This is a genomic window from uncultured Paraglaciecola sp. (genome assembly GCF_963977085.1).
GTDB lineage: Bacteria > Pseudomonadota > Gammaproteobacteria > Enterobacterales > Alteromonadaceae > Paraglaciecola.
The window spans coordinates 16,369-30,787 of the sequence record NZ_CAXBNC010000010.1 but is presented as its reverse complement, the minus strand read 5'-3'; the positions used below and the strand labels follow the sequence as shown (position 1 = coordinate 30,787).

The window sequence follows — 14,419 nt, the reverse complement described above, 5'->3', positions numbered from 1 at the left end:
CTAGATAAGGCTAACAGCGAGCCAAGCAATAAAATAGGCTAATAAACCGTAACCAGCAAATAACCCCCAAGCTATTTTTCCACTACCCGTTTCACCTTTAATGGTGGCAACTGTAGCAACACATTGCAGCGCCACTACATAAAATAACATCAACCCAATTCCGGCACCTAAGGTGAGTCCATCTGCCTGAATATTAGCCGCTAATCCGGCTATATTCTCATCTGCACCTTCAATTCCAAATAATGTACCAAGAGCACCAACAAACACCTCTCGAGCTAAAAATGAAACTAATATCGCCACACCATAACGCCAATCTAACCCCAAAGGAGCAAATATTGGTTCAATCCACTGGCCTAATGCAGCCAAATAAGAAGACTGTAAATCTCCATTTTGTGGAAAGTACCCTAGAACCCAAATAACCACAGACACCATAAAAATAACGGGCGCAGCTCGCCTAATAAACTGTTTAGCACTGGTTAAAATACGATGAATTAGGGGTTTCCAATGGGGCAATCGATAAGTCGGCAGCTCTAATATAAAGGGCATTTCTGCTTTATCTTTATCTAAATCAGTGAGCTTAGTTAATAAAGTGCTCACCATTAACGCTGTGGCGATCCCAATAAAATACAAAATAAAGAAGGTAATACCCTGTAAGTTTATCAGCCCACCTAAATACTGAGTATCGGGAATCAGTACCGCTATTAATAAAGCATAAACCGGTAACCGAGCGGAACATGACATTAATGGTATAGTCATCATAGTGATAAGACGTTTACGAGGTGATTCAATGGTGCGCGCTGCCATTATGGCGGGAATTGCACAGGCATGTCCCGACAAATAGGGAATAAAACTCCTTCCAGATAACCCAAAGTAACTTAACGGCTTATGGCAAATTAAGGCTGCTCTGGCTAAATAACCACTGTCTTCAAGTAGCCCAATGATTAAGGTAAGTACCATTATCTGTGGTACAAAAACCAAAAACGACCCCACACCACCAAACATAGCGTCACTAACAAAGTCGTTGACTACACCCTCAGGCAAAACCTGACTACTCAAACTAGCCAATTCAGTCATTATCATTTCAACACCATCCATTAATGGACTGGCCCAAGTAAATATACTTTGAAACAATAAAAACATAATGCTTAAGAATATTAAGCCACCAAACACACTGTTTAACAAAAAGTCATCAATTCTGTTTTGTTGCTTCAAGACCACATCGGCTTTAATGCCATATCGGGCAGACAGTTTTCGGCTAATCTCTAATACAGGTGTGTGACTATCTTTGGTTTTATTCGGTACAAAATCTTGTGGATGTTTAGCTGCGTCAATTAGACCTAACTTAAATTCATGCAGGCCAATTAAAGTTTTCGCTGATAAGGCAAACACCTTACAACCCAGGTCAGCAGCTAATTTATTAGTATCGATTTGATGCCCAAACCGCTGCACTTCGTCAATCATATTCAGCGCAAAAATCACACCTTTATTGTGTTCAAAGGCTAAATCCCTGACTTGTAATCCAAACACTAAACTGCGTTCTAAACGAGTCGCATCTAAATTACACACTATTATCGATGTATCTTCATTGTGCATCGCATCATGTAACTTTTCGATGGCTAACTCTTCGTCTTTTGACAAACTTTTAAGTGAGTAAGTACCTGGATAGTCAATCAATCGAAATTCGTCGAATTGACCACTTTTTAATTCAACAGTCACCCCAGGGAAGTTCGCCACTTTTTGGCGCATACCTGTAAGCTGATTAAACAGTAAGCTCTTACCAGAATTGGGTTTGCCAACCAAGATAATGTTTTTCATTGGGTGCCTTTCAAATTAAATGGGTGCAGGGTGATTGGCGTAAAAGCGACACAGAAGTAGAATTAACTAAGGACTAATAGCTGACGTCTCAATACATCAAACAAAGTATTAAGCCACACTAATAGTGATTCGGTTGGCAATACTTTGCTCTAAAGAATAAACACAATCACCCACCTGCAATACTAAGGGGCCTTTCAGCGGACTACGACGTAAACATTGTATAGCCTGCCCTGCTGCAAAGCCCATTTCATTTAAACGTTCAAATACTGCAGGCACTAGATTGGGATCGAGACTATCAATTAAAGCAGATTGTTTATTTTTAATTTCCCAGAGGGTCATACAACTACCAGACTAATTAGCGCAAATACAAATAATTATCATTTATATCATTTTAAACAGCCGCAGTGCAACCCAACAGATTGCAAAGCAGCACATTTTTTTAGTCGATTTATGCGAGGCGCAAATGATCGGCAACTAAAAACGCCATTTCTAACACCTGATCAGCATTTAGTCTTGGGTCACATTGGGTTTTATAGGCTTCTGCTAAATCATCATCACTTATTTGATATGCGCCACCAGTACACTCAGTTACATGTTGTCCTGTCATTTCTAAGTGAATTCCACCAGCGTGAGTTCCTTCTGCTTTATGAGCTGCAAAAAACTGCTGAATTTCACGCAAAATAGCATCGAAATTCCGCGTTTTATAACCACTTGAAGCCTTAAACGTATTGCCATGCATGGGATCGGAGCTCCACACGACTTTACGGCCTTCTTGTTTAACTCTACGTAAAAGTTTAGGTAAATTCTGTTCTAGATTGTCTGCCCCCATACGGGTTATCAATGTCAGTCGACCTGCGTCATTATTTGGGTTGAGCGCGTCAATCAGCTGAATTAATTCATCTTCTTGCATACTCGGCCCGACTTTGACACCAATTGGATTGTGAATTCCCCGGAAAAACTCTAAGTGTGCATGATCTAGTTGACGAGTACGCTCACCAATCCATAACATATGCGCTGAACAGTTGTACCAATTGCCTGTCAGTGTATCCACTCGAGTCAAAGCCTGTTCATAGTTCAGTAACAAAGCTTCATGAGAGGTATACAAACTAGTTTCATGTAAGGTAGGAGTGTTGATTGAATTAATGCCCATGACATTCATAAACTCTAATGAGTCTTGAATACGTAGCGCTAGATCATGGTAACGTTCTTTTAAAGGATTGTTTTCTACAAACGCCATATTCCAGCGATTAACTTCATGTAAATCAGCTAAACCACCTTGTGCAAAGGCACGTAATAAATTTAGAGTCGACGCACCACGGTGATAAGCTTCAATCATACGCTGCGGATCAGGTTTACGAGACGCTTCAGTAAATTCAAAGCTGTTAATAATATCGCCACGGTAGCTAGGTAACGATACCCCATCAATGGTTTCAAAATCTCCAGAACGAGGTTTAGCATATTGACCTGCCATACGTGCAACTTTAGTAACTGGGCAACGACCCGCATAGGTCAACACAATAGCCATTTGCAATATAACTTTGAACGTATCGCGAATTTTGGGAGCATTAAACTCGTCAAAAGATTCCGCGCAATCACCGCCCTGCAACAAAAACCCATTACCTTCTGCAACATTGCCCAATTGTTTATAGAGATCACGAGTTTCAGCAGCAAATACTAAAGGAGGATAACTGCCTAGGGTGTCTTCAACCTGTTTGAGGTGTTGTTTATCTTCATAGGTAGGTTGTTGCAAAATGGGCTTTGAACGCCAACTATCTGGTTGCCAATGACTCACGATTTTTCCTTTTTAATGGGTATAAGGTAGTCGATTAAAAAACAAACCGACAAACTGGGACGAGAATTTAGAGGGAATAACCTAAAATTTCAATCACAAACGCATTTATTCTTAAACTATATAGGGATAACTTATGGTTGCGTGGATTTAAGATGTTGCACAAAATCATCTGCGCCTTGTTCAATTAAATCTAGCACATATTCAAACCCACCTTTACCACCATAATAAGGGTCTGGTACTTCTTGTTCTTTAGATTGACCAAAACTTAAAAATAACGCCACTTTGTGTTGCAACTCTTCAGGACATATTTCCAATAGATTAGCCACGTTTTCGTTATCCATACCCAAAACATAATCAAATTTTTCAAAGTCTTGCTCAACCACTTTGCGACATTTTAATCCTTTAAAACTGTAACCTCTTTCCTCGCCCACAGCTTGAGCACGTTTATCAGGTGCCGCCCCTTTGTGATAACCCGCAGTACCAGCCGAGTCAATTTCAATTATAACCCCTTGGTCTGCGGCTTTTTTCTTAAACACGGCTTCAGCACTAGGTGAACGACAAATATTACCCAAACAAACAAAAAGTACCGAGAGAGTGTTAGCAGACATGATGTGACCTAAATTATGATTAGTGGGTTGCTCTTGGGGGATATGAAAGATCAATAGCCCCTATGCAAACTATTCTATCTGTCTATAATTGTGCGTCTAGTGGTAATACGGAATAATTTAAAAATGAATCTAAGTGTGCTTATGTTGAGCAGCTCTCGTGTGGGTAATGAAGATTATCTAGAGCATGCTATCCCCATGCTTAATCAACACTTACTGACAATCAAAGAACTTGTATTTATTCCCTTTGCTGGTGTCTCAATCAGCTGGGACGACTACACAGCAAAAGTGCAAAGCGCCCTCCCCAATTATAACGTAATTGGCATCCATCAATTTTCCAACGCATCAAAGGCTTTAGAAAACGCCCAAGCCATAGTGGTGGGAGGAGGCAACACCTTTAATTTGCTAAACGAACTATACCAACAAGACTTGATAGCAGCAGTAAAGAAGCAGATCAACCAAGGCACACCTTATGTAGGCTGGAGCGCAGGCGCAAATATCTGTGGTCGTAGTATTCGCACCACTAACGACATGCCTATAGTGCAACCACCTAGTTTCGACGCCTTAAATTTTGTGCCTTTTCAAATCAACCCACACTACACTGACTACCAAGCACCCGGCCACAACGGTGAAACTCGTGCCCAACGTATTCAAGAATTTTGTATTTTAAATCCTAAGATGCCTGTTATTGGTATTCGTGAAGGCAGTGCATTGTTATTACAAGGTGATACCTTGGTTATGAAAGGTCAATTAGATGGAGTGGTGTTTGAAGGTGTGTCCCAAAGCGTGATTGAGCCCAATAAGGATTTGAGTCAGTATTTAACACTTTAATTTAGGGGGCAAATAGCCTTTTCCAGAGTCTACTTCAAGTCAGAGTCCTGTATAGCGGCAACTAAAGGTCCCTGAGATAACAGTTATTGGTTTTTCTTTTATATTCAATTTTAGCCAAAAACCATAGTCAGCCGTCACCTTGGTGCCACCTGATTGAAATATTTCGCTACAGCATTACGACTTTACGTTTTACAGCATTTATTTCAGGTTAACAGGCTATAATCGCGTTTTTATCTGACCTGGGGGGTCAATGTCGAAAATTGTCTCAATCGCTCAAAGAATGAATATTAAAACCTTAGTGTGGCCAATATTCGTCGAACAGTTAATGCGAATGAGCTTGATGTCGATAGATGTGTTTATGCTCACTCAGTATTCCCAAGCGGCAGTTGCAGCTGTGGGGCTAACCGGCCATTTTATCTTTTTCTTAATATTAAGTTATAGCATTGTGTCGTCTGGTGGCGCAGTGTTGATTGGTCAGCATTTAGGCGCAAACAAGACACTACAAGCGCAACACTATTCACAAAACAGTCTACTGATGTCGTTAGCCCTTTCTATTCTAATTGGCCTTGTTTTTCTTCTTGGAAGTCCAACTTTTATACACACCTTTAATCTCGCTCCTGATGTAGAAAAATTTGCCATTCAGTACGCCGTTATTTTAGGCGGGTTTTCCATTGGCATGTCACTGAGCATTATGTTTTCAAGTATATTAAGAGCCTACGGCTACACCAAGTCCCCCATGGTGATCCAAGTAATAGCAGGGTTGATTAATTTAGTGGGTAACTATTTTGCGTTATATCCACCTTTTGATTTGCCGCAAACAGGAGTGGTTGGGGTGGCTTTTGCCACTGTGATTAGTCAAATAATTAGCGCCCTTATGTGCTGGTATGTCATTAAATATCATAAAATCCCACTTAGTTTTACAGCGATTTTTAAACCTGAACTAATCAAATTGAAGCAAATATTAAAAATTGGTTTACCTAATGCTGGCGAAAGTATTTCTTATAATATGGCGCAAATAACCATTATGTTTTTTGTAGCCCAGCTTGGAACCGTGGCATTGGCTGCCGCCGCCATTGTGCAAACAGCGGCTAGGTTTATGTTTGTATTTTCATTGTCTTTAGGCAATGGCGCACAAATTTTAAGTAGCTTTTATGTAGGCCAAGGGCGCTTTGCAGAGCTCAAATCAAATGTACACAAATACTGGATGTTAGGTGTCGCCATCTCCTTTAGTGTGACCTTAGCCATGATAATCGCGCGACACCCTATTGCGGCAATTTTCAGTAACGATTACCAAACCCAACAACTCATCGCACTTTTGTTGATAGTGTCTTTGTTTTTAGAGTCGGGCCGAGCCATTAATCTCATTGTGATTGCCGCATTAAAAGGCGCTGGCGATGTGTTTTTCCCTGTTAAGGTGGGCATACTTGCTATGTGGGGAATAGGCGTGTTGTCGGCCTATCTTTTAGGCATTTATTGGGCTTGGGGGCTAGTGGGCATTTGGATTGCAATTGGTTTAGATGAGTGGGCAAGAGGGCTTATTATGATTGCGCGTTGGCAAGGAGAAAAATGGACAACAAAGGGGCAATTAGAAGTTTAACTTTAAACAAATGAGCGAACAGTGACGGCATGACCCTAACTCAATTACCATGACTGCTAGGTCTATAAACATAACACTCATGTCGATCAATCTAGGTCGCCCGTCAATCCCTCAATATAAAATCAATTAGATATCTTCAATAGGTTGTGGATTAGTGCCATTCACCATAGCGACAATATATCTCCAAAGTTAGCCTTGATCTAAGTCATTTTAAACACTTGCAAATAATAAATATCGAATAAAGTTTGCACAAACCAAACACCACATGTACCATAACAACACACGGAACAACTGGAGCATATCAGTTTTATGCAAATAACCATTGATATAGATGATCCTATGCCAATTTTTTCTCAGCTAGTTGCACAAATTAAGCAAGCCGTGGCTGCAGATAAAGTGAAACCTGGTGATCCATTGCCTTCTATTAGGCAATTGGCTAATGACTTGGACGTAAACAGTAAAACGGTCTCCAAGGCATACAAGTTATTAGAAAGGGATGCAGTCATTCAAAGTAGAGGTTACCGAGGTACTTTTGTACACCCAGATGCAAAAGATAACTGTCAGATTGATCTTAAGGCATGGATGACCAGCCAATTTGAAGAGTTTATTGAAAAGATGAAAGCGGCCGGAGTGACAGATTCCGAAATGCGGATCACTTTCAGCAATGTATTAAATGACAAATGATATTGCCTAAATAATTAGACAAAAAAGATTTAAAGAGGACTTAAACATGTGGATAGAATTAATATTTTTCAGCGCTTTTTTTAGCCAAATATGCTTGATTTCTTATCACTACCCAAAAAGAATTTTGAGCCGTATGGATTACATATTTAAACATTACCCAGCAGATAAGTACGCTAAGTTATACCCCAAAGGTTATGAAAAAACTCTTGAAGGTAAAATACTCTATAAGTTACTTAATAGGGGGTTACTGATTATTGGATTAGCCATTTTGATAAGTGTTGTTATTGCTATGCAACTTGGAAATATTCAACTAAAAAATTTGGATGCTTTGCCCTTTGCCTACGGCATGCTGCAAGCTATTCCCTTCTTGATGCTAGAAGTATCAGCTATTAAACAATTTAAGTTAATGCGCAACCTGGATGTGCAAACCAAACGCCATGCAGACCTTAGCCCTAGAAGTGTATTTAACTATCTTTCTGCAGCTCGATTATTGTCAGCTGTCGCTATGTTTTTTGTTTGTATTTTTGTCATGTTAAGTCTTAATGATTTCAATATTTCTTCAGATATATTGGTATTAGTTGGTTCTATGCTGTTGTGTAACGGGTTATTTGTTGGACTAGGTTATGTGTTACTACGAGGCAAAAAGTTAGATCCACATCAATCCCCAAAAGATAGACACACAATGATCAGTGCAGTATTTCGTTCTTATACCTCAGTAAGTATTCTGGTGAGCATGTTTTTTATTATTAATCGATGTGCAGAGCATTATTCAATTGACAATTGGGAGCCCTTAATAAATAGCTTATATTGGCAAAGTGTAGTGTTACTTAGCACCGGTGCCATGCTTAAACTTACCACACCTAAAGAGGTTAACTTTGAGGTGTACAAGAATACTATTCCGAATAACAATTAGAAATTAAAAGTCATAGCTAGCAACATGCATTCATTAATCGCGGTTGATCACGGCCAAGTGTTTTGTGATTTAGGTGTTATTGGCGACAAATATTTTTATTCTGGTACATCTTTATTTAAGGTCCCCTCACCTGGGGTAATAAATAAAAGTTTACTTGGAACTATCGTTTTCGCAGTATGCCATATACCTTTGGGTACAATTATGTAAGAACCTAACTCCGTTAAAGTAACTGATTTTTGTCCGCCATTAAGCTGTAGAATTAACGTTATTTCTCCTGATAACAAGAGAACAATTTCGTCGCCATGGGGGTGAATTTCCCATGTATTCCAATCACAGCTAAATTCATAAGATGAAATCAGCTCATGAGATTTAAAACCCTCATAATTTTTTTCGATTCTCTGATAAAGCATTGGATCAACGGGTTCAACTGTAGCCTTTTTATCTGGATCAACTACGACAAATTCATTTGCGATATTGCGTATAACTATGTCCATAAAATCAGATTGACCTCTAAAAATGTAACGTCTTGCTTTAACCACAAAAGTCCATAATTAAAATTGTATTAATCAGCGTTAAAACGCTCCTGAAGCGATACAACTATGCCTTTTGAAAAATTATAAGCAAACAATTGAACTTATGCTGATATTAGTCGTCTGATTGTATAGTTTTTATGTGTGTTCTCATTTTTAAGCCTGATGCCCATCAGGCTTTTTTTTTGGCAATTGATTAGTCTTCAATGGTCTTGATTATTTTGTATACTGAATTATTTTTGGCGCACAAAGAAGGCAGAAATTGAGTGCCATGGAGAAATAAAAGGAAATACAAACCACTGAATGTGCAAAGAGACTAAACAAAATCAGATTTTACCATTAAACCAAATAAATCGAATGACCCTTTCTCACTATTTATAATATCAATGGCAGACAAATCAAGGTAGGCGCTAGCTTGTTCTGCTGTGTTTACTCTTGGCACCAAGCCAAGAAACGGCGCATCCAATAGGCTTTTTAAACTATCAACATTTTCATCTAAATAGGGCATATCGGGCTCCATTTGGTTGGCGACCCAGCCCGCTATTTTTAAGCCGTCGTTGCGAATGCATTCGGCTGTTAATACGGCATGATTCAAACACCCTAAACGCATACCCACAACTAAAATGACCGACAGATTTTGTTCCACTACAAACTCTGATAAGTATCTTGGTTGACCTTCATAATCGATACCTAATGGTAAACGCCAGCCCCCCGCGCCCTCTACAATTATCACATCAGGATGTTTCTGAAATATACAATTAAACCCTTCACGCACGGTATCAATAGAGATAGGCTGAGAGGTGGTGTCTGCACTTAAATTTTGCGCCGCTAAGTGCGGCGCAATCGCCGCTTCAAAAGCAATAGGGTTCACTTCATCATAATGTAAATCAATACTGGAATGCTGTTGCAAGGCTAAGGCATCTTCATTACGTAAGCCTTCAGGTGTCCGCTCGCAACCTGCCGCGATAGGTTTATAACCACAGGTTAACAAACCTTTTTTATTGAGTAATATGAGTAATGCTTCACTGACAAAGGTTTTACCCACTTCGGTATCTGTACCGGTTACAAAAAAAGCACGACGTTTAACTGATAAATGTCCCATGGAATCCTATTTAACTACGAATTGAAATTATTTACTGCAGTGTAAAAAGCAGACCTGATATGTCAGAGGAAGTTGCCTATTTTCAGCGTATTTTTGCTGATAATAGGTTTCAAGATGTTGCAAGGTCTCCCGGTTGAGGAGGTTTTTACCTTGATGAAGCCTAGCGTCCGTTGGCTCTAAATTTTGACTTTTTAACACTACATTTGCACCAATGGACTTGATTGAAGATAATAATTTCCTAATATCCTGGTGCCAAGTCACATACCGTTTTTCTTGCATATTCACCTGCAACCCTTGTGATCTTGCCGCATCACACCAAGACTGGGCTGTGGCAAAGTTATTCACATGACGATGATTGTCGATATTTAACCAAGTATCATTTAGTTGCTTAAATGACCCATCACACATAATGGCCAATATAGCATTTGAACCTGCTGCCAAAACTCGGGTGATTTCGGCCATGACTTTTTGCTGATTGTCAGCCCATTGCAAAGCCATAGACGAAAACAGCATATCAACTGAATCATCCGCCAATGGCAAACAATCTGCGTCACCTTGTAACCAACAAATAGATGGGTCGGCTACAACATTATTTTTTTGAGCGTATGCCAACATGCCAAAGGCTAAGTCCATGGCGATTAACCTATCGCATCTTGTACTAAGTTGTTGACTAATTCGCCCTGTTCCACAGCCAATATCTAGGCCATTTTGATAATGGGAAGGTAGATACGCCAATGCGTCAAAGGCTATATCCAACTGTACATCCGCGGCTGAATTATAAGTGTTAGCAGCACGACTAAATTGCTGGGCGATGCGAATTTTATTACGACTAGCAATAGAAGTATTAGTCATCCCCCAAGTACCTCGTTATCTTTTTGCAATACAATCTGTAACGCATCAATTAAGGCTTCAATGTCCCGGGGTTCGTGAGCCGCTGTAAGGGTAATACGCAATCTATCAGTATGTTTAGGCACTGTAGGGTAGCGTATTGCCGTCACCCATAGTCCCAAGGCCTTAAGTTTGTCACTTGCTAAAGACGCTTTTTGCGCATCACCAATAAGTAAAGGTTGGATTGCCGAGTTGGAGGGTAATAGTGGTAATCCGGCTTGCTTGGCCAATGATTTAAACAGCGCAATTCGCTGGGCAAGAATACTGCGACGCTCGTTACCTAGTTTAGCTTGTAAGCTCATTAAGGTGGCATAAGCCTGTGCGGCTGGCATAGCCGTGCTGTAGATATAATGCTTGGCAAAGTTAATCAAATAGTCGATGAAATCATGGCTACCAGCCACAAATGCGCCCGCTGTGCCTATCGCTTTTCCAAAAGTAGCCATCAATATAGGCACTTGTTGTTGCGACAGATTATGGGCTTCTATCACGCCCCTACCATTTTCGCCTAAGGTACCAAATCCATGGGCATCATCAACCATCAACCAGGCGTTGGCATGGTGACTCATAGCCACTATTTCAGGTAAGGGAGCTTGATCGCCATCCATACTAAAGACGCCTTCGGTGGCCACTATAGTATTTTGTGCTTGGGGTGCATTAATAGTATCTAACAATATTTGCAAGTGCTTCAGATCGTTATGTTTAAAGCGAGATAACTTAGCCAAAGATCCTTGCGCTCCTTCGATAAAAGAAGCATGCATCAGCTTGTCGGCAATAATCAGATCTTGCTGATCACTGTGTTTATGACCAAACAATGCTTGGCACACAGCTTGATTGGCAGCAAAACCTGAATTAAACAATAAGACTTTGTCTCGCTTAAGTTCTGTTGCCAAATAATCTTCTAAAGCCTGATGCGCATTGGTATAACCCGTAACTAAAGGTGACGCACCACTGCCGCCACCATACTCACTCACACCATCAACCCACGCTTGCATTACCACGCTAGAACGACGCATCGCTAAATAATCGTTGCTGGAAAAATTAATATAGTGCTGCCCGCCAATTTCAATCATTGGGCCTGCGGCTGAATCTACGGTTTTGCGCGAACGAAACAGTCCTTCGCTGCGGCGCTTATCTAAGGCCGCAGCGATAAAGTCAAATGCCATTAGCCTGCAACAGTTTCAGCTTGTTTACTGGAGGCATCATAAAATAAATTTTCAGTGGTTTTGTCTTCAATTTCTTCTAACAATGCCGCTTCATGTGCTTCATCAGAATAATCTCGGGTTTGCGCTGAATTGATCCCCAACTTTTTAAATAACATCACATCTTCATGTGTTTCAGGGTTTGAAGTGGTTAACAACTTGCAGCCATAAAAGATTGAATTTGCCCCCGCCATAAAACACATGGCTTGCATTTGTTCATTCATCGCTTCCCGACCAGCAGATAAACGTACATAGGATTTTGGCATCATGATCCTAGCAATAGCGATAGTACGAATAAACTCGAAATAATCTAAGTCTTCTACATTCTCCATAGGTGTGCCTTTCACTTTGACTAACATATTAATAGGCACACTTTCTGGATGATGTTCAAGGTTAGCCAATTGCATTAATAGACCTGAGCGGTCAGAAGCGGTTTCACCCATACCGACTATGCCGCCAGAGCAGACATTCATGCCCGCGCCTCGGACGTTGTCTAAGGTGTCTAACCTGTCTTGATAAGTGCGAGTGGTAATAATATCGCCATAAAATTCTGGAGAGGTATCGAGGTTATGATTGTAATAATCAAGGCCTGCTTGTTTCAATGCCAACGCTTGGTCACGGGTTAACATACCTAAGGTCATACAGGTTTCTAAACCCAGCTTTTTCACTTCTTTGACCATCTCGGTAACATAAGGCATGTCTCTTTCACGTGGATTACGCCATGCGGCTCCCATACAAAAACGTGTAGAGCCAGCTTGTTTAGCTTCTTTGGCGCGCTGAATGACCTTTTCAACTTCCATTAAGCGTTCTTTTTCTAGGCCTGTATCATAACGTGCACTTTGCGGACAATACTTACAATCTTCAGGGCATGCGCCGGTTTTAATCGACAACAAAGTGCTCACTTGCACTTGATTGGGATCAAAATATTGTCTGTGTATTGTTTGTGCTTGAAACATCAAGTCGTTAAACGGCAGATTAAAAAGGGAGTTCACCTCTTCAATAGTCCAGTCATGACGAATGCTAGCGTGATTGAGTGATGACGAAGAGCTTAGAGGCTCAGAATTTAAAGACATGGCACAACCTTTTATTTCAGACTTTACTAAATGATTCAAGGCGCTTAGTCTATGGCGCAGGGCAGCATTGTCAACTTAATTTAAACTCAAAACTTTACAAGCGAACACATTTTGACCAATCAAAATTTACTCTTTGATCAACAACACATTTGGCATCCTTATACCTCTGCAATTAATCCTCTTCCCTGCTACGAAGTAAAACGAGCAGAAGGGGTATATATCCACTTAGCGTCAGGTGAAAAACTGGTGGACGGCGTAGCATCTTGGTGGACAGCTATTCATGGTTATAACCATCCCGAACTAAATCAAGCCATAAAAAATCAAGTGGATGAATTTGCCCATGTAATGTTTGGTGGGCTAACTCATCAGCCAGCCATTGATCTCTGTCGAACTTTAGTGAATATCACACCCCAAGGCCTTGACCGCGTTTTTCTGGCTGATTCAGGATCTGTTTCAGTTGAAGTGGCAATGAAAATGGCTTTGCAATATTGGGCGTGTCAAGGCAACACCAATAAACACAGATTTATCACACCACGTAACGGATATCATGGTGATACATTTGCGGCAATGTCTGTATGTGATCCAATAAATGGCATGCACAGCTTATTTACAGACGCCTTAGCGCAACAAATCTTTGCACCGGCTCCACAAACTCGCTTTGACAAACAGTGGAATGAAGACGACATCAAACCACTAGAGCAACTTATTCAGGCTCATCACAATGAATTAGCAGCTCTTATCATTGAGCCCATAGTGCAAAATGCCGGCGGAATGCGCATTTACCACCCAGAATATTTAAAACGTTGCAGGCAACTTTGTGACGATTACAACCTACTGTTAATTTGTGATGAAATTGCCACGGGTTTTGGCCGTACCGGCAAATTATTTGCTTGTGAACATGCCGATATCAGCCCCGATATTATGTGTTTAGGTAAAGCTTTAACTGGGGGCTATATGACATTGGCTGCCACAATTTGTTCTGAAGATGTGGCCCAAGGAGTATGCCAAGGTGAGCCTGGCGTGTTTATGCATGGCCCAACATTTATGGGCAATGCCCTTGCCTGCGCTGTCGCCAATGCAAGCTTAAAAATCATTCAACAAAATGTTTGGCAAACACAAGTATCTCAGATTGAAAAACAACTTCGAACTGAATTAGCACAGTGCATGGATTTAGAAGCAGTCGCGGATGTGAGAGTACTGGGCGCTATTGGTGTTGTAGAATGCAAGTCTGCTGTTAACGTGGCTGAGTTACAAAAAGCCTTAGTGAAGCAAGGTGTATGGATCCGACCATTCGGTAAACTAGTGTATATCATGCCCCCCTATATTATTGCGCCACCACAACTGACACAATTGACTCAAGCCATTTACCACGTCCTAAAATAGGACGTGA

At 40.7% G+C, this 14,419-nt stretch carries 14 protein-coding genes; 5 read left to right on the top strand and 9 right to left on the bottom strand.

Going from position 1 to position 14,419, the window contains the following annotated elements:
- The 4 genes from AAC000_RS12990 to AAC000_RS12975 all read right to left on the bottom strand — a co-directional run bounded on the left by AAC000_RS12990 (position 1) and on the right by AAC000_RS12975 (position 4,215).
- Positions 1–1,815: a ferrous iron transporter B gene (locus AAC000_RS12990; RefSeq protein ID WP_339723216.1), complete on the bottom strand. Its 1,815-nt coding sequence runs from the start codon at positions 1,813–1,815 to the stop codon at positions 1–3.
- A gap of 108 nt (positions 1,816–1,923) precedes the next feature.
- Positions 1,924–2,154 (bottom strand): FeoA family protein, encoded by a 231-nt coding sequence (locus AAC000_RS12985; RefSeq protein ID WP_339723215.1) that lies wholly within the window; start codon positions 2,152–2,154, stop codon positions 1,924–1,926.
- A 109-nt stretch (positions 2,155–2,263) separates the two neighbouring features.
- Positions 2,264–3,607 carry a 3-deoxy-7-phosphoheptulonate synthase class II gene (locus AAC000_RS12980; RefSeq protein ID WP_339723214.1) on the bottom strand — a complete coding sequence of 448 codons (1,344 nt, stop codon included), beginning with the start codon at positions 3,605–3,607 and terminating at the stop codon, positions 2,264–2,266.
- Between the two features lie 131 nt (positions 3,608–3,738).
- A complete protein-coding gene (locus AAC000_RS12975; protein ID WP_339723213.1) occupies positions 3,739–4,215 on the bottom strand; it encodes a low molecular weight protein-tyrosine-phosphatase in 477 nt (158 codons plus the stop codon).
- Between the two features lie 141 nt (positions 4,216–4,356).
- Between AAC000_RS12975 and pepE the strand changes: the two genes are divergently transcribed.
- From pepE to AAC000_RS12955, 4 genes are all read left to right on the top strand, one after another.
- The gene (pepE, locus tag AAC000_RS12970; protein WP_339723212.1) at positions 4,357–5,043 is read left to right on the top strand and encodes a dipeptidase PepE; all 687 of its coding nucleotides are present in this window, start codon (positions 4,357–4,359) and stop codon (positions 5,041–5,043) included.
- A gap of 250 nt (positions 5,044–5,293) precedes the next feature.
- The gene (locus AAC000_RS12965; protein ID WP_339723211.1) at positions 5,294–6,640 is read left to right on the top strand and encodes an MATE family efflux transporter; all 1,347 of its coding nucleotides are present in this window, start codon (positions 5,294–5,296) and stop codon (positions 6,638–6,640) included.
- 309 nt (positions 6,641–6,949) lie between these two features.
- A complete protein-coding gene (locus AAC000_RS12960; protein ID WP_339723210.1) occupies positions 6,950–7,324 on the top strand; it encodes a GntR family transcriptional regulator in 375 nt (124 codons plus the stop codon).
- A gap of 133 nt (positions 7,325–7,457) precedes the next feature.
- A complete protein-coding gene (locus AAC000_RS12955) occupies positions 7,458–8,237 on the top strand; it encodes a hypothetical protein (protein WP_339723209.1) in 780 nt (259 codons plus the stop codon).
- Between the two features lie 95 nt (positions 8,238–8,332).
- Here AAC000_RS12955 and AAC000_RS12950 read toward each other — a convergent pair whose 3' ends face one another.
- The 5 genes from AAC000_RS12950 to bioB form a co-directional block, all read right to left on the bottom strand.
- Positions 8,333–8,776: a hypothetical protein gene (locus AAC000_RS12950; RefSeq protein ID WP_339723208.1), complete on the bottom strand. Its 444-nt coding sequence runs from the start codon at positions 8,774–8,776 to the stop codon at positions 8,333–8,335.
- Between the two features lie 307 nt (positions 8,777–9,083).
- Entirely contained in the window at positions 9,084–9,869 is a 786-nt protein-coding gene (gene bioD / locus AAC000_RS12945; RefSeq protein WP_339723207.1) for a dethiobiotin synthase, read from the bottom strand.
- Between the two features lie 27 nt (positions 9,870–9,896).
- Complete coding sequence (locus AAC000_RS12940; protein WP_339723206.1) at positions 9,897–10,721, bottom strand: methyltransferase domain-containing protein; 825 nt, start codon at positions 10,719–10,721, stop codon at positions 9,897–9,899.
- A complete protein-coding gene (locus AAC000_RS12935; protein ID WP_339723205.1) occupies positions 10,718–11,920 on the bottom strand; it encodes an 8-amino-7-oxononanoate synthase in 1,203 nt (400 codons plus the stop codon). The genes AAC000_RS12940 and AAC000_RS12935 overlap by 4 nt, the downstream gene beginning before the upstream one ends.
- A complete protein-coding gene (bioB, locus tag AAC000_RS12930) occupies positions 11,920–13,029 on the bottom strand; it encodes a biotin synthase BioB (protein ID WP_339723204.1) in 1,110 nt (369 codons plus the stop codon). The genes AAC000_RS12935 and bioB overlap by 1 nt, the downstream gene beginning before the upstream one ends.
- Before the next feature lie 108 nt (positions 13,030–13,137).
- On the opposite strand from bioB, the gene bioA reads away from it, so the two are divergent.
- Positions 13,138–14,412, top strand: coding sequence for an adenosylmethionine--8-amino-7-oxononanoate transaminase (bioA, locus tag AAC000_RS12925; protein WP_339723316.1), 1,275 nt, complete (start codon positions 13,138–13,140; stop codon positions 14,410–14,412).
- The last annotated feature ends 7 nt before the right edge of the window (positions 14,413–14,419 follow it).